Below are 17,033 nucleotides of genomic sequence, written 5' to 3'. Positions count from 1 at the left end.
CTATGCAACGAGGGATAGTCTGGATCGTCGATGACGATAGCTCCATCCGCTGGGTGCTTGAACGCGCGCTCACTGGAGCCGGTTTGAGCTGTGCGACCTTTGACAGTGCGAACGACGTGCTGAACGCATTAGCGACAAAAACGCCGGACGTTTTATTGTCAGACATTCGTATGCCCGGAATGGACGGGCTGACGCTGCTAAAACAGATTAAACAGCGCCATCCCATGCTCCCGGTCATCATCATGACGGCGCACTCCGATCTGGATGCCGCGGTCAGTGCCTATCAGCAAGGGGCCTTTGATTATCTGCCCAAGCCGTTTGATATTGATGAGGCTGTTGCGCTGGTCGAGCGCGCCATCAGCCACTATCAGGAACAGCAGCAGCCACGTAATCAGCCTGTCAGCGGCCCGACCACCGATATTATCGGCGAAGCGCCCGCCATGCAGGATGTGTTTCGTATTATTGGCCGTCTCTCTCGCTCGTCGATCAGCGTCCTGATCAACGGGGAATCCGGTACGGGTAAAGAACTGGTTGCGCATGCGCTGCATCGCCACAGCCCTCGCAGCAAAGCGCCGTTTATTGCCCTGAATATGGCCGCGATTCCCAAGGATTTGATCGAGTCAGAACTGTTTGGTCATGAAAAAGGGGCGTTTACCGGTGCCAATCAGATCCGTCAGGGCCGTTTTGAACAGGCTGATGGCGGCACGCTGTTTTTAGACGAAATCGGCGATATGCCGCTGGATGTTCAGACACGACTGCTGCGCGTTCTGGCTGACGGGCAATTTTACCGCGTCGGCGGCTATGCGCCGGTAAAAGTTGACGTCCGTATTATTGCCGCAACGCATCAGAACCTTGAACTGCGGGTGCAGGAAGGCAAGTTCCGTGAGGATTTATTCCATCGTCTGAACGTCATCCGCGTGCATCTGCCGCCGTTGCGTGAGCGCCGTGAGGATATCCCGCGTCTGGCCCGTTATTTCCTCCAGGTTGCGGCACGGGAACTGGGGGTTGAGGCCAAGATTCTGCACGCGGAAACCGAAACCGCGCTGACACGTCTGCACTGGTCGGGTAACGTGCGCCAGTTGGAGAATACCTGTCGGTGGTTAACCGTTATGGCGGCGGGACAGGAAGTGCTGATCCAGGATCTTCCGCCAGAGCTGTTTGAATCCAGTACCCCGGAAAGCCCTACTCAGTCGTTGCCGGATAACTGGGCAACCCTGCTGGCGCAGTGGGCTGACCGCGCCTTGCGTTCCGGTCATCAAAATCTACTGTCTGAAGCCCAGCCGGAGATGGAGCGTACGTTGCTGACCACGGCGCTCCGTCATACTCAGGGCCACAAACAGGAAGCGGCACGTTTGCTGGGTTGGGGGAGAAATACCCTGACGCGTAAGCTCAAAGAACTGGGCATGGAATAAGAAATCCACCGCCGGAACAGCGCAGGCTGCTCCGGCTTTTTTATATGACGCGTGAAAACTGCTGCTGCCGCGCCTTGTGACGTAGATACGCATCAAAACACATACAGATATTTCGAATCAGCAAGCGTCCGGCTCCCGTCACTCTCAGGTCCGTTGCATGCTGCTCCACCAGCCCATCACTAATCAGCGGTTTTAACAGCGCCATGTCTTCCGCAAAATAGCGTTCAAACTGAATATTCCACTGCGCTTCGACCGTGCTGAAATCAAGTGAGAAATTGCAGATCAGCCTTTTAATCACGTCGCGACGTAAGCAGTCGTCTTCACTGAGCAGTAATCCGCGCCACAGGCCATGGCCCTGTTTTTCAACCTGACTGTACCAGTCGTTAAGCCCTTTCTGGTTTTGCGCATAGCTGTCGCCGATCATGCTAATCGCAGATACGCCAAGCCCCAGCAAGTCACTGTCGCCCTGTGTCGTATAACCCTGAAAGTTGCGGTGCAGTTTTCCTTCACGTTGCGCAACTGCCAGCTCGTCCTGCGGTTTAGCAAAGTGATCCATACCAATAAACTGATAGCCCTGTTGGGTCAGCGTGGTAATGGTCTGCTGGAGGATATCCAGCTTCTGCTGTGCTGAGGGCAGCTCATCTTCTTTAATTTTACGCTGTGCGGCGAACAGCGCGGGGAGATGGGCATAGTTAAAGACGCTGAGGCGATCAGGATCCAATGCGATAACGCGCTGCAAGGTATAAGCGAAGCTTTCAGGCGTTTGCAGCGGCAACCCGTAAATCAAATCGATGCTGGTTGAACGAAATCCCTGCTCGCGCGCCCGCGCCATCAAGGCAAAAATGACCGCTTCATCCTGTACCCGATTCACCCGCTCCTGCACGGCTTTATTGAAATCCTGCACGCCCATGCTCAGGCGATTGAAACCACACGCGCGCAGGTGATCGATCATATCCAGTTCAATTTCACGTGGATCGACCTCGATCGACATCTCTGCGTCGTCGATAAAGGTAAAGTGCTGCTTTAACAGCGCCACCAGCCGGCTGATTTGCTGTTTATTAAGGAACGTGGGCGTTCCGCCGCCCCAGTGCAGCTGGCTAACCTGACGACCCTTAAACAGCGGTGCGCGGGCAGTGATCTCCTGCTCAAGCGCATTCAGATAACGGTCGGCTTTATGCAGCTGACGCGTGACAATCTTATTGCAGCCACAGAAGTAGCACAGGCGATGACAGAACGGGATGTGGATATACAGCGATAAGGCACGTTGCGGATAACGTTCAATGGCGTGTCTGAAGTCGTTATCGGTAAACTTATCGTTGAACGCTAAGGCGGTGGGATAAGACGTGTAACGCGGACCGGCAGAGTTATATTTTTCAATTAACGCCTGGTCCCACTTGATCTGCATTGCTGACATGCTCACTCCTTCCGCTTACGTTGCCGTCGTAAAGGTCGCGATCCAGAAGGAAAGAGAGGTGAGCGGGCGGAAACCCGACGTAAACGCTGCTTCAGACGCGACAGTCGCCGTAGTTTAAACAATAACCACAGCAGATAACATGTCATCAACAACACGAAAATTGATCCAGGCCAAAACATTGTCGTTTACCTGTTAAGCATGGCATGCGCATGCGCGCATGCCGATCAATACAGCTTAGTTACCTTTTAGCAGGCGATACATATCCTCTTCCGCCTCCTGGTCTTCCTCTTCGTCCATTTCAATACCAAGCTGTTCCATCAGTTCATCAATGCGATCCAGCGTCACGTCAAGCCAGCCCTGATCTTCTGATGACAACGTTTCACCCTTTTCAAGACGATCGAGCAGCGCATCCAGGCGCTCACTGTTCTCCAGCTGCGCCAGCTCCTCTTCAGGCGTGAGAGACACTTTTTTCTCCCTCGCCGGTTTGGTCGCGACGTTTTTCGCTTTTGCCGGTGCGGCCTTTTCGTCAGCGATCAATGCCACTGGCTTCTTGCTGCCAATACGCGGGTCTTTCGCAGCGGCGCTTTGCTTGCCGTTGTTGCTCTGCGTTTGCGGATTAGCACGGCTGCCTGACGCATGGCCACGATGCTTTTTATCGCGTTTACGATCGCGCGCTTCATTATTGATATCTTCACGCGATTTACGTTTAGCCTTGGCGACAGGCTTACCTTTCGCAGCGCTTGCAGGTTGCTTCATGATGTTCGGTCCCGGTGTTTTTTATTCAGTATAGAATTGCGGCGAAATCTAGCAGAAACCAGACAAAGAAAAAAGGCGACAGCTCAAGCTGTCGCCTTATTTCATACCTTCAGCAGAAGGAATCATGTTTCAAATCCGTTTCGGCTCACAACGTCCCGGTTAATCCTGCGCCTGCTCAACTCCTGAGCGTATCCCTTTCCTTTTCCGGCTCCCGTCCATAGCCATTTCCATTCCAGCCGCTCTTCGTTATCCCAACATTCCTGAGCGCATCATCCTGATGAGTGCGTCCTGCACTGCTGAATAATGTAGACCATATGGTAAAAGGCTCAAGTAACACATGTCAGTCTTTAGGCGAAAAAACCTGTACTTAAGTATAATTCACTGAATTTTAATGGTTTATTTTTTTAATTATTTAACTAAAAAGAGACATAACGGGCAAAATTTATGGCAAATATCTTACAAAGGCGCCTCACCAATGGTATTGAGCACTTTCGCGCCATAACGCGTATAATCAGCGCCATTGCCCTAATGCGTTTCTGGAGTATTCCCTTGTCTGAACTGAATTACCATGTCACCCGCTTCATTCTAAGCGCACCGGACATCCGCCATTTGCCCTCTGATACCGGCATTGAAGTTGCGTTTGCTGGTCGTTCAAACGCGGGTAAATCCAGCGCCTTAAATACGCTCACCAATCAAAAAGGCCTGGCGCGAACCAGTAAAACACCCGGTCGTACGCAGCTGATTAACCTGTTTGAAGTTGCAGAAGGCAAGCGCCTCGTAGACTTACCGGGTTACGGCTATGCTGAAGTGCCAGAAGAGATGAAACTCAAATGGCAACGGGCATTGGGCGAATATCTGCAAAAAAGGCAGGCGCTTAAAGGCCTGGTGATACTGATGGATATCCGCCACCCGCTTAAAGATCTGGATCAGCAAATGATTCAGTGGGCGGTTGAGAGCGAGATCCCTGTACTCCTGCTGCTGACTAAAGCTGACAAGCTCGCTTCCGGCGCACGTAAAGCCCAGCTCAATATGGTGAAAGAAGCCTCAATGGCGTTTATGGGTGATGTGCAGGTTGAGGTTTTCTCATCGCTGAAAAAAATCGGCGTCGACAAAGTGCGCCATAAGCTGAATAGCTGGTTTAGTGAACTCGAACCTGCTGTTGAAGATCAGGGCACTGAAGCCTGACAAACCTCACAGGCTGCCGTTTTTTAGCGTCAGCCCAATAAAAAACGCCCCAGTCACAGAATGACTGGGGCGGCTAAATTCAGCCAAATCCGATTACGTGAAGTAAAAGGTCTGAAAGATAGAACATCTTACCTCTGTACCCTACGCCTCGAACTTTACCTGATTTTTTGTGAGCAACAAAGGTTTTTTTGTTGCTCTCTTTCATTTTTAGTCACTTTTTTTACCATGCTCGTCACAAAAATGAGGATGGCATGTAGTTAAATTACAAAAAAAGTGCTTAGGCCATAATAAGTTACTGCATCGTTTTGCAGCGCCGGTACCACGGTGTGCCGGCTTCATGCCTGATCACGTGATAATGCGCCAGCGGTGGCGCATAAACGCCACCAGCCAGAGTCTTAATGCGCCTGATCCCAGTTGTCGCCTACGCCGACTTCGACCAGTAAGGGGACATCCAGCGCCATACTGCCCTCCATCAGCGCGCGAATCTGCTTGCTGGCTTCATCGACGGCTTCAGCTTTGATTTCAAACACCAGTTCATCGTGCACTTGCATGATCATCCTGACCGCATCATCGGTTTGCTTTTGTAACCAGTCATCGACCGCAATCATAGCGCGTTTGATGATATCCGCGGCCGTTCCCTGCATGGGGGCATTAATCGCCGCACGTTCAGCAGCTTTACGACGAATGGCATTACTGGACTTGATGTCGGGCAACCACAAACGGCGTCCATCCAGCGTTTCAACATACCCGTTACTGGCTGCAAGCTGCCGCGTGTTTTCCATATAGCGCAGCACGCCAGGATAGCGCTCGAAGTACAAATCCATATACTTTTTCGCTTCGCCTGCGCCAATGTTCAGCTGGCGAGATAATCCAAACGCGCTCATGCCGTAGATAAGACCAAAGTTGATGGCCTTGGCGCTACGACGTTGTTCGCCCGTGACCTTAGACAGCGGCACGCCAAAGACCTCTGACGCAGTGGCACGGTGAATATCTTCTCCCTGAGAAAAGGCATCAAGCAGCCCTTTATCCTGTGACAGATGCGCCATGATACGCAGTTCAATCTGTGAATAGTCCGCCGCCACGATACGATTCCCCTTGCCCGCAACAAAGGCCTGACGAATGCGGCGTCCTTCATCGTTACGGACCGGGATGTTTTGCAGGTTAGGATCGGTTGAAGACAGGCGACCGGTAGCCGTTACCGCCTGATGATAGGACGTGTGCACGCGACCGCTGACAGGATTGATCATCAGCGGCAGTTTATCAGTGTAAGTTGACTTCAGTTTCGACAACCCACGGTGCTCCAGAATGACCTTTGGCAGCGGATAGTCCAGTGCCAGCTCAGCCAGGACTTCTTCACTGGTAGAAGGCGCGCCTCCGGGTGTTTTCTTCGTCGGCTTAATGCCCTGCTTTTCAAACAGGATGACCTGCAGCTGCTTGGTCGATGAGAGATTAAAGGGCTCGCCCGCCAGCTCATGCGCTTTAAGCTCAAGCTCAGCCAGGCGCGATGTCAGCTCTTTAGAGTGCTGCGCCAGAATGGCTTGATCGATCAATACGCCGTTACGCTCAACACGTGAAATCACCTTAAGCAGGGGCATTTCAATTTGTTCAAAAACCTTTTTAGGGCCGGCTTCTTTTTCAAGCTCAGGCCACATTTTCAAATGCAGTTGCAGAGTGACATCGGCATCTTCTGCTGCGTAATGTGCAGCCTGCTCTAAAGCGATTTGATTAAATGTGAGCTGATTTTTCCCTTTACCGGCGATCTCTTCAAAGGTAATGGTTTTATGATTCAGCCACCGCGCAGACAGGCTGTCCATATCATGCTTGCCTACTACGCTGTTCAGAATATATGACTCCAGCATGGTGTCATATTTGATACCGGCGAGTTCAATATCGTAGTTTTTCAGCACGCCACGATCGTATTTGAGATTTTGCCCCACTTTACTGGCGTCAGGATCTTCGAGCAGCGGCTTGAGTTGGGCAAGAACGGCATCGCGGTCGAGCTGCTCCGGCGCATCAAGGTAATCATGTGCCACGGGCAGGTAAGCCGCCTCACCTGGCGCTACCGCAAAACTGAGGCCGACGATATTAGCCGTTAACGTATCCAGCCCATCGGTTTCGAGATCGAACGCAAAGACCTCGCTGTTTTTCAGCTTCTCCACCCAGGCATCTAAGGTTTGCTGATCCAAAATGGTGATATAGCCGTCAGCCGATAACAGGCTGGTGGCCTCAACGCTCGCCACCGGCTCATCGGTAAGAACCTGCTGGGCTTGCCGGTTGCTTTTAGTACCCTGCAGCCATTTTCCCTCTTGCAGGTCGGTCAACCAGCGCTTGAATTCGAAACGGCTAAATAGCGCTTGCAGCGCGTTAACATCAGGTTCGCTGACAGTAAGCGCTTCACAGGGTTGATCGAGCTCGACGTCTGTTTTAATGGTGGCAAGCTGATAAGAAAGAAAAGCAACATCGCGATTCTGCTCCAGTTTCGCGGCCATGGTTTTTGCACCGCGAAAAGAGAGATCGGCGACTTTATCAAGATTGTCGTAAATGGACTGCATCCCGCCCAGCCCCTGCAGCAGCGCCTGGGCTGTTTTTTCACCCACGCCGGGTACGCCGGGAATATTATCTGAGCTGTCCCCCATCATCGCCAGAAAATCGATGATCAACGACGGTGGCACACCATACTTCTGCTCAACCTCTTCTGGGCCAAGAATGGTATTCGTCATGGTATTGATTAGCGTAATGCCCGGTGTGACAAGCTGCGCCATATCTTTATCGCCGGTGCTGATCAGAACAGCGTGGCCTTTTTTCTCTGCCTCTAACGCCAGCGTACCAATCACATCGTCCGCTTCAACGCCGCTGACAGCCAACAGCGGCAAGCCCATCGCACGCACCATTTCGTGCAGCGGCTCTATTTGTGACCGCAAATCATCAGGCATCGGTGGGCGGTGGGATTTGTAATGTTCAAACAGTTCATCCCTGAAGGTTTTGCCTTTAGCATCAAACACCACAGCAACATGTGTAGGGCTGTACTGTACCAACAGGCTTTTCAGCATGTTGAGCACGCCATACATAGCACCAGTAGGCTCTCCTGCGCTGTTGGTTAGCGGCGGGAAAGCGTGGTACGCGCGATAAAGATAGGATGAGCCATCAACCAAAATCAGGGGGTTTTCTGCTATTTGCGCCATATGTCTGTGTATTCTTCGTTGCCATGGATTGGCCTATAAGGATGCCACACCTTGGCGAAAAGGGTTAATCAAGACAAACAGGGAGTGACGTTTTTCGTGCTTCTGTAATGAGGATCGCAACGATCTTTCTGTGGATAACTTTGTGCGTAAAAATTATATCAATAGTTTATTTATGTCATAAAAAAGATTCAGCCAAAATTAAAAATAATAAAATCATATAGTTAATATAAATCCGTGATGCGATCGTGATTTTTAATGGCATGTTTGCTTGTGTGGATAGAAAAACTGTGCTTCTTCAACAGGTCAGCGATGGGCGCACAAATTACAAATGAAAACGCCAGCGTATGCTGGCGTTTTGCAAAAAACTCAGCGTAAAACGCTATTTTTTCTCAACCAGGAACTTCACTACGTTGGCATAATCTGCCACGAAGTTTGCCATTGAGCTGGTATCCAGACCGCCATTATTAACCATATATTTGCCGTTAATAAACATCGCTGGCACGCCGCGCAGATCAACGTCAGACGCCGCTTTTTGCTGCTGGGCAACAAGGGCTTTTACTGCAAAGCTGTTCCAGGCCGCATCGTACTGCTCAGAAGAAATGCCCGCTGCTTTGATGAATACGTCTTTCAGGCTGGCTGCATCCGTAATCGTCTGGCTTTTCTGAATGCCATCAAAAATAGGTGAAGTCACTTTATCTTCTACGCCCAGCGCCATCGCGACGGCCCACGCATGAGTGACAACGGGACCTAAGTCGCCGCCAAGGAAGTCAACGTGGTACTTCACCATCTTCGTATCGGCTGGCAGATTCTTTTTAACTGCATCACCGACGTGGTAAATTTGCTCAAACTGGTAGCAGTGAGGGCAGAAAAAAGAGAAAAACTCCATAACCTGGGGTTCACCTGCAACAGGTTTAGGCAGGCTAACGTATTGTTTACCTTCAGTGAATTGTGCAGCAGATGCGCTGAACGCCAGCACCAAACCCATCAGTGCAAAAAATATTTTCTTCATTGGGGAAAACTCTCCTGACTTTTCATTAAAATTGCGGGGCCAGCTGCAACGGAGGTTCCCGTAACACCTTTTCCTGCTCGATAAACTGCAAAATTTGCCGGCGCCAGAAATCCTCATCCGTCATCCAGGGGAAAGCGCGCGGAAAAGCGGGATCCTGCCAGCGGCGCACGACCCAGGCCAGATAATAAATCATGCGCATAGCACGTAAAGGCTCAATCAGTGACAATTCGTTAATATCGAAGTCGCTGAATTCGCTGTATGCGTCCAACAGAATATCCCACTGAATACGCTGTTCCTGCCTATCGCCACTTATTAACATCCACAGATCCTGAATAGCGGGACCATTGCGGGCATCATCAAGATCGACAAACAGCGGGCCATCGCGCCACAGAATATTGCCCGGGTGGCAATCACCATGTAAGCGTAGCGGCTGCCAGTCGCTATGCCAGCACTGCCGCAGCGTGATGCCAAGTTTATCGACAGCTTCCAGCAATGCTGGGCGGAGTGACGCAGGCACGAGCTCAGCCTTTGCCAGGACTTCTCGCGGCTGCTCCAGATATTCTTCCAGCCCTATGGATGGGCGTTGCTGAAACAGGCTTTTGCGGCCAGTTTGATGAATACGTCCCAGGAAACGGCCTACCCATTCCATCTGATCTTCGTTGTCGGTTTCATACTGCCGTCCACCCAGGCTGGGAAAGACCGCATAGTAAAAGCCAGCATGACGTTGCAGCGTATCGCCCTGCAAAACTAACGGCGCGGCAATCGGCACCTCATCATCCAGTAAATCCTGGGAAAACCGATGCTCTTCGGTGATCTGTTCTGCACTCCAGCGCTGAGGGCGATAAAACTTGGCCACATAGCGACGTTTTTCATCGTCGCTAAACTGATAAACCCGATTTTCATAGCTGTTCAGGGCGGTTAAACCGGAATCTACCCGTATGCCCGTTTCCCAAAGCGCATCCAACAGGACATCAGGATTGAGTGTCTGGAAGTTAAAGGCGGCATCACTCATGGTTATCCCTGTGCTTATCTTTACGGTTAATGGCCAAGGATAACACTACTCGTCATTTTTGATGACACCACGTGCACGTAGCAGGGCGGTTTTAAAATCGACTTCATAATCTTTTTTCAAGCCTGGAATCTGATCGTCGCTGGCTGAATCACGCATTTTTAGATGATAAATCAATACGTCATCGCTTAATTCACTTAATGGGCCAATGAAACCAGACTCGTGGGCCAGTTTTTGTAAAAATGCCAACAGGTTAAGATCGGGCTCTTTCTCCCATGCCGGTTGCAGGAGTTCAAGCAGTTCAGTCAGCCGATGGGTTTTCATAATGATTCCTCAATGCAGGTGATTCACGTCCAGAATGACACAAGGAGACAAGATGGCAGCATTTACCGGTGTAATCCTTGCTGGTGGACAAGGTAGCCGTATGGGCGGGCAGGATAAAGGATTACTCATGATGCAGAGTAAACCCCTATACCAACACGTTCTACAGCGGTTGAGGCCGCAGGTAGACATTGTGTTAATAAGCGCTAACCGCAACATTGATCGTTATCAGCTAAGTGGTTATCAGGTCGTAACCGATTCAATCAAGGACTACCCAGGACCGCTTGCAGGTATGTTGAGCGGTTTACGGCACAGCCCCACTGATTGGGTGGCATTTTGTGCCTGTGATACACCTCAGATCCCCGGTGATTTTGTTGCGCGCCTCTGGCAGCAGCGTAACAACGCACCTGCTGTATGGGTGAAATCCTCCCAGCGGGATCATCCAACCCTGGCCTTGATGAATAAGGCGATTGCCGACGATCTGGAGACATGGTTGTTACGGGGGGAGCGCAGGCTTATGCAGTTTATGCGTGAGCATGGTGGGCACCCGGTTTTATTTAGCGATCCAGAGTCAGCGTTCAGCAACATCAATACGCCTGACGACCTTGTGGAGCAGGAGAAATCATAATGTGTGTTCCGTTGTTGGCCATTGTCGCCTGGAGTGGGACCGGTAAAACCACACTACTCGAGCAAGTTATACCCTTGTTAAGGGCGCAGGAGATACGTGCAGGATTAATTAAGCATACCCACCATGACATGGACGTAGATACGCCAGGCAAGGACAGTTATCGACTGCGCCAGGCCGGAGCCGATCAGGTTATTGTCGCCAGCGACAGGCGTTGGGCACTCATGTGTGAAACGCCTGAGCAGCCTGTCAGCTTAATGGCGTTAGTGGGACGAATGGACAGCGAACAGCTGGATGTAGTGTTAGTCGAAGGATTTAAAGATGAGCCAGTCGCCAAAATTGTGCTTTGGCGCTCGGGTATTAAAGGTGAGCTAGCAGCACTGCTGGATGAGAAGGTGGTGGCTGTCGCCTGTGACGACACGACTTTAAACCTGAATGTGCCCGTTTTGAACATCAACCAGCCACAAGAAGTGGCCGCATTTATCCTGACATGGCTGGGTAAAAAGGCGCATAGCTGACAACACAATGGGTAGCGAGTGGATGATGCAGATCAGCAGCGTTCAGTAGAGGGTTTTCCCGTCTTCGAACGGCAAAGAAGGTGTAATTACCATCATCGTTAGAGCCTGTCTGCCGCGTACCAGATGACGTGCCTGTGTTTTACGTCGCTCCGCCACTGCACCCGTGCCTTGCTGCAGGTTCACCGTTGCCCGTTAAACGCCGGTAAAGGGATGCGTCCGGTCCGGAACGGCGCAGAGATGAGGGGTTATCTGCCAGATCGCAGACGTAAAAAAGCCCTGAACGTCAGTTCAGGGCTTCTTCACTTGTTTGATGCCTGGCAGTTCCCTACTCTCGCATGGGGAGACCCCACACTACCATCGGCGCTACGGCGTTTCACTTCTGAGTTCGGCATGGGGTCAGGTGGGACCACCGCGCTAAAGCCGCCAGGCAAATTCTTTGTGCTCCGTCCTGCGTCTTTCACGCTGCTGCCGCGCTGGCTTCCCTCGCGCCGCTCAGTCACATACCTCAGTATGCTCCTTCACCCCGTCTCGGTTGCCGCCTTGCACTCAGCGCAAAATCCTTCGGACTCACGTCCGCAGAACAGAACTAAATTCTTTATCCGGTAAACAATGCTGAAAATTTAAGTCGTCTCTCAACCAAAACGCCTCTGGCGTTGTAAGGTTAAGCCTCACGGGTCATTAGTACCGGTAAGCTCAACGCATCGCTGCGCTTACACACCCGGCCTATCAACGTCGTCGTCTTCAACGTCCCTTCAGGAGCCTTAAAGGCTCAGGGAGAACTCATCTCGGGGCAAGTTTCGTGCTTAGATGCTTTCAGCACTTATCTTTTCCGCACTTAGCTACCGGGCAGTGCCACTGGCGTGACAACCCGGACACCAGCGGTGCGTTCACTCCGGTCCTCTCGTACTAGGAGCAACCCCCCTCAATTCTCCAGCGCCCACGGCAGATAGGGACCGAACTGTCTCACGACGTTCTAAACCCAGCTCGCGTACCACTTTAAACGGCGAACAGCCGTACCCTTGGGACCTACTTCAGCCCCAGGATGTGATGAGCCGACATCGAGGTGCCAAACACCGCCGTCGATATGAACTCTTGGGCGGTATCAGCCTGTTATCCCCGGAGTACCTTTTATCCGTTGAGCGATGGCCCTTCCATTCAGAACCACCGGATCACTATGACCTGCTTTCGCACCTGCTCGAGCCGTCACTCTCGCAGTCAAGCTGGCTTATGCCATTGCACTAACCTCCTGATGTCCGACCAGGATTAGCCAACCTTCGTGCTCCTCCGTTACGCTTTGGGAGGAGACCGCCCCAGTCAAACTACCCACCAGACACTGTCCGCAGCCCGGATCACGGGCCTACGTTAGAACACCAAACATTAAAGGGTGGTATTTCAAGGCCGGCTCCACGCAGACTGGCGTCCACGCTTCAAAGCCTCCCACCTATCCTACACATCAAGGCTCAGTGTTCAGTGTCAAGCTGTAGTAAAGGTTCACGGGGTCTTTCCGTCTTGCCGCGGGTACACTGCATCTTCACAGCGATTTCAATTTCACTGAGTCTCGGGTGGAGACAGCCTGGCCATCATTACGCCATTCGTGCAGGTCGGAACTTACCCGACAAGGAATTTCGCTACCTTAGGACCGTTATAGTTACGGCCGCCGTTTACCGGGGCTTCGATCAAGAGCTTCTCCTTGCGGATAACCCCATCAATTAACCTTCCGGCACCGGGCAGGCGTCACACCGTATACGTCCACTTTCGTGTTTGCACAGTGCTGTGTTTTTAATAAACAGTTGCAGCCAGCTGGTATCTTCGACTGGCTTCAGCTCCGGGAGCAAGTCCCTTCACCTACGCGCCAGCGTGCCTTCTCCCGAAGTTACGGCACCATTTTGCCTAGTTCCTTCACCCGAGTTCTCTCAAGCGCCTTGGTATTCTCTACCTGACCACCTGTGTCGGTTTGGGGTACGATTTTGTGTTACCTGATGCTTAGAGGCTTTTCCTGGAAGCAGGGCATTTATCACTTCAGCACCGTAGTGCCTCGTCGTCACGCCTCAGTGTAAAGTGAACCGGATTTGCCTGGAACACACACCTACACGCTTAAACCGGGACAACCGTCGCCCGGCTGATATAGCCTTCTCCGTCCCCCCTTCGCAGTAACACCAAGTACAGGAATATTAACCTGTTTCCCATCGACTACGCCTTTCGGCCTCGCCTTAGGGGTCGACTCACCCTGCTCCGATTAACGTTGAACAGGAACCCTTGGTCTTCCGGCGACAAGGTTTTTCACCTTGTTTATCGTTACTTATGTCAGCATTCGCACTTCTGATACCTCCAGCAACCCTCACAGGCCACCTTCGACGGCTTACAGAACGCTCCCCTACCCAACAACGCATAAGCGTCGCTGCCGCAGCTTCGGTGCATGGTTTAGCCCCGTTACATCTTCCGCGCAGGCCGACTCGACCAGTGAGCTATTACGCTTTCTTTAAATGATGGCTGCTTCTAAGCCAACATCCTGGCTGTCTGGGCCTTCCCACATCGTTTCCCACTTAACCATGACTTTGGGACCTTAGCTGGCGGTCTGGGTTGTTTCCCTCTTCACGACGGACGTTAGCACCCGCCGTGTGTCTCCCGTGATAACATTCTCCGGTATTCGCAGTTTGCATCGGGTTGGTAAGCCGGGATGGCCCCCTAGCCGAAACAGTGCTCTACCCCCGGAGATGAGTTCACGAGGCGCTACCTAAATAGCTTTCGGGGAGAACCAGCTATCTCCCGGTTTGATTGGCCTTTCACCCCCAGCCACAGGTCATCCGCTAATTTTTCAACATTAGTCGGTTCGGTCCTCCAGTTAGTGTTACCCAACCTTCAACCTGCCCATGGCTAGATCACCGGGTTTCGGGTCTATACCCTGCAACTTAACGCCCAGTTAAGACTCGGTTTCCCTGCGGCTCCCCTATACGGTTAACCTTGCTACAGAATATAAGTCGCTGACCCATTATACAAAAGGTACGCAGTCACCCCCATAAAGAAGGCTCCCACTGCTTGTACGTACACGGTTTCAGGTTCTGTTTCACTCCCCTCGCCGGGGTTCTTTTCGCCTTTCCCTCACGGTACTGGTTCACTATCGGTCAGTCAGGAGTATTTAGCCTTGGAGGATGGTCCCCCCATATTCAGACAGGATACCACGTGTCCCGCCTTACTCATCGAACTCACAGCCTGTGCACCTTTGTGTACGGGAGTATCACCCTGTACCCTGCGACTTTCCAGACGCTTCCACTGATGCACAAGCTGATGATGGTTCTGGGCTCCTCCCCGTTCGCTCGCCGCTACTGGGGGAATCTCGGTTGATTTCTTTTCCTCGGGGTACTTAGATGTTTCAGTTCCCCCGGTTCGCCTCATACAGCTATGTATTCACTGCATGATAGTGTGACGAGTCACACTGGGTTTCCCCATTCGGGTATCGCCGGTTATTGCGGTTCATATCACCTTACCGGCGCTTATCGCAGATTAGCACGCCCTTCATCGCCTCTGACTGCCAGGGCATCCACCGTGTACGCTTAGTCGCTTAACCTCACAACCCACAGGCGTTTATCTGTTTCGCCGTAACGGCTTCACAGTTAGCTTGTAAGCTGTAAGCTTTTGAGAGACTCGAACGCGTTGTACTGTGTTCCTTATTACGGAGGAACACGACAATGCGTCGTTTCAAATTTTCAGCTTGTTCCGGATTGTTAAAGAGCAAATATCTCAAACGTGACCCTGAGGCCAGTTTTGAGATACTTCGTGGAGACACCATTCACCTGTCACCAAGCAAGTGGCGTCCCCTAGGGGATTCGAACCCCTGTTGCCGCCGTGAAAGGGCGGAGTCCTAACCGCTAGACGAAGGGGACACTGACGTGTCTCGACTTCGCAGCCGTCTTGCTTCTTTATCTTTCTATCAGACAATCTGTGTGAGCACTTCGCGGGAAGGTATCTTCAGGTAAGGAGGTGATCCAACCGCAGGTTCCCCTACGGTTACCTTGTTACGACTTCACCCCAGTCATGAATCACAAAGTGGTAAGCGCCCTCCCGAAGGTTAAGCTACCTACTTCTTTTGCAACCCACTCCCATGGTGTGACGGGCGGTGTGTACAAGGCCCGGGAACGTATTCACCGTGGCATTCTGATCCACGATTACTAGCGATTCCGACTTCACGGAGTCGAGTTGCAGACTCCGATCCGGACTACGACGCACTTTATGAGGTCCGCTTGCTCTCGCGAGGTCGCTTCTCTTTGTATGCGCCATTGTAGCACGTGTGTAGCCCTACTCGTAAGGGCCATGATGACTTGACGTCATCCCCACCTTCCTCCGGTTTATCACCGGCAGTCTCCTTTGAGTTCCCGACCGAATCGCTGGCAACAAAGGATAAGGGTTGCGCTCGTTGCGGGACTTAACCCAACATTTCACAACACGAGCTGACGACAGCCATGCAGCACCTGTCTCAGAGTTCCCGAAGGCACCAAAGCATCTCTGCTAAGTTCTCTGGATGTCAAGAGTAGGTAAGGTTCTTCGCGTTGCATCGAATTAAACCACATGCTCCACCGCTTGTGCGGGCCCCCGTCAATTCATTTGAGTTTTAACCTTGCGGCCGTACTCCCCAGGCGGTCGACTTAACGCGTTAGCTCCGGAAGCCACTCCTCAAGGGAACAACCTCCAAGTCGACATCGTTTACGGCGTGGACTACCAGGGTATCTAATCCTGTTTGCTCCCCACGCTTTCGCACCTGAGCGTCAGTCTTCGTCCAGGGGGCCGCCTTCGCCACCGGTATTCCTCCAGATCTCTACGCATTTCACCGCTACACCTGGAATTCTACCCCCCTCTACGAGACTCAAGCCTGCCAGTTTCAAATGCAGTTCCCAGGTTAAGCCCGGGGATTTCACATCTGACTTAACAGACCGCCTGCGTGCGCTTTACGCCCAGTAATTCCGATTAACGCTTGCACCCTCCGTATTACCGCGGCTGCTGGCACGGAGTTAGCCGGTGCTTCTTCTGCGGGTAACGTCAATCGACAAGGTTATTAACCTTATCGCCTTCCTCCCCGCTGAAAGTACTTTACAACCCGAAGGCCTTCTTCATACACGCGGCATGGCTGCATCAGGCTTGCGCCCATTGTGCAATATTCCCCACTGCTGCCTCCCGTAGGAGTCTGGACCGTGTCTCAGTTCCAGTGTGGCTGGTCATCCTCTCAGACCAGCTAGGGATCGTCGCCTAGGTGGGCCGTTACCCCGCCTACTAGCTAATCCCATCTGGGTTCATCCGATAGTGAGAGGCCCGAAGGTCCCCCTCTTTGGTCTTGCGACGTTATGCGGTATTAGCCACCGTTTCCAGTGGTTATCCCCCTCTATCGGGCAGATCCCCAGACATTACTCACCCGTCCGCCACTCGTCACCCGAGGAGCAAGCTCCTCTGTGCTACCGTCCGACTTGCATGTGTTAGGCCTGCCGCCAGCGTTCAATCTGAGCCATGATCAAACTCTTCAATTTAAAGTTTGATTTGCTGAAACAAGTCCAGCGGTGCTCATCTGTAAAACGTCATAATGAATTTCATTATGTGTTCACTCGTGAGGCTTTGA

Annotated in this window: 11 protein-coding genes, 1 tRNA gene and 3 rRNA genes; 4 read left to right on the top strand and 11 right to left on the bottom strand. The window is 52.0% G+C overall.

What is annotated here, in order from left to right; translation table 11 throughout:
• The first annotated feature begins 2 nt into the window (after nt 1-2).
• Entirely contained in the window at nt 3-1,412 is a 1,410-nt protein-coding gene (gene glnG / locus P9J57_RS00515) for a nitrogen regulation protein NR(I) (protein WP_014332989.1), read from the top strand.
• A gap of 40 nt (nt 1,413-1,452) precedes the next feature.
• Here glnG and hemN read toward each other — a convergent pair whose 3' ends face one another.
• Complete coding sequence (hemN, locus tag P9J57_RS00510; RefSeq protein WP_019105380.1) at nt 1,453-2,826, bottom strand: oxygen-independent coproporphyrinogen III oxidase; 1,374 nt, start codon at nt 2,824-2,826, stop codon at nt 1,453-1,455.
• A 234-nt stretch (nt 2,827-3,060) separates the two neighbouring features.
• Nucleotides 3,061-3,582 (bottom strand): Der GTPase-activating protein YihI, encoded by a 522-nt coding sequence (yihI, locus tag P9J57_RS00505; protein WP_014332987.1) that lies wholly within the window; start codon nt 3,580-3,582, stop codon nt 3,061-3,063.
• A 549-nt stretch (nt 3,583-4,131) separates the two neighbouring features.
• Here yihI and yihA point away from each other — a divergent pair.
• Nucleotides 4,132-4,767: a ribosome biogenesis GTP-binding protein YihA/YsxC gene (gene yihA / locus P9J57_RS00500; protein ID WP_033766259.1), complete on the top strand. Its 636-nt coding sequence runs from the start codon at nt 4,132-4,134 to the stop codon at nt 4,765-4,767.
• A 79-nt stretch (nt 4,768-4,846) separates the two neighbouring features.
• On the opposite strand, the gene spfP is transcribed toward yihA, so the two are convergent.
• The 5 genes from spfP to P9J57_RS00475 all read right to left on the bottom strand — a co-directional run bounded on the left by spfP (nt 4,847) and on the right by P9J57_RS00475 (nt 10,291).
• Nucleotides 4,847-4,894, bottom strand: a complete 48-nt coding sequence (gene spfP / locus P9J57_RS00495) for a small protein SpfP (protein ID WP_071892919.1) — start codon at nt 4,892-4,894, stop codon at nt 4,847-4,849.
• A 268-nt stretch (nt 4,895-5,162) separates the two neighbouring features.
• A complete protein-coding gene (gene polA, locus P9J57_RS00490; protein WP_014332985.1) occupies nt 5,163-7,949 on the bottom strand; it encodes a DNA polymerase I in 2,787 nt (928 codons plus the stop codon).
• Nucleotides 7,950-8,328: 379 nt separating this feature from the next.
• Entirely contained in the window at nt 8,329-8,958 is a 630-nt protein-coding gene (gene dsbA / locus P9J57_RS00485; RefSeq protein ID WP_013027789.1) for a thiol:disulfide interchange protein DsbA, read from the bottom strand.
• Nucleotides 8,959-8,983: 25 nt separating this feature from the next.
• Nucleotides 8,984-9,970: a serine/threonine protein kinase gene (locus P9J57_RS00480; RefSeq protein ID WP_013027790.1), complete on the bottom strand. Its 987-nt coding sequence runs from the start codon at nt 9,968-9,970 to the stop codon at nt 8,984-8,986.
• Between the two features lie 45 nt (nt 9,971-10,015).
• Nucleotides 10,016-10,291 (bottom strand): YihD family protein, encoded by a 276-nt coding sequence (locus P9J57_RS00475; RefSeq protein WP_013027791.1) that lies wholly within the window; start codon nt 10,289-10,291, stop codon nt 10,016-10,018.
• 52 nt (nt 10,292-10,343) lie between these two features.
• Here P9J57_RS00475 and mobA point away from each other — a divergent pair, with 52 nt between their 5' ends.
• Both mobA and mobB read left to right on the top strand, forming a co-directional pair.
• Nucleotides 10,344-10,916: a molybdenum cofactor guanylyltransferase MobA gene (gene mobA, locus P9J57_RS00470; RefSeq protein WP_014604729.1), complete on the top strand. Its 573-nt coding sequence runs from the start codon at nt 10,344-10,346 to the stop codon at nt 10,914-10,916.
• The gene (gene mobB, locus P9J57_RS00465) at nt 10,916-11,431 is read left to right on the top strand and encodes a molybdopterin-guanine dinucleotide biosynthesis protein MobB (RefSeq protein WP_013027793.1); all 516 of its coding nucleotides are present in this window, start codon (nt 10,916-10,918) and stop codon (nt 11,429-11,431) included. Before mobA ends, mobB begins: the two co-directional genes overlap by 1 nt.
• Nucleotides 11,432-11,743: 312 nt before the next feature.
• On the opposite strand, the gene rrf is transcribed toward mobB, so the two are convergent.
• The 4 genes from rrf to P9J57_RS00445 all read right to left on the bottom strand — a co-directional run bounded on the left by rrf (nt 11,744) and on the right by P9J57_RS00445 (nt 16,944).
• A 5S ribosomal RNA gene (gene rrf / locus P9J57_RS00460) occupies nt 11,744-11,859 on the bottom strand.
• A 229-nt stretch (nt 11,860-12,088) separates the two neighbouring features.
• Nucleotides 12,089-14,996: ribosomal RNA gene (locus P9J57_RS00455) — 23S ribosomal RNA — on the bottom strand.
• 241 nt (nt 14,997-15,237) lie between these two features.
• Nucleotides 15,238-15,312: transfer RNA gene (locus P9J57_RS00450), tRNA-Glu, on the bottom strand.
• Between the two features lie 90 nt (nt 15,313-15,402).
• Nucleotides 15,403-16,944 (bottom strand): 16S ribosomal RNA (locus tag P9J57_RS00445).
• Together the 16S, 23S and 5S rRNA genes with 1 tRNA gene alongside form the textbook arrangement of a ribosomal RNA operon.
• Nucleotides 16,945-17,033: the final 89 nt, after the last annotated feature.

It is taken from the genome of Pantoea sp. nfd-35 (assembly GCF_056892255.1).
This window is presented reverse-complemented; position numbering and strand designations above follow the sequence as displayed.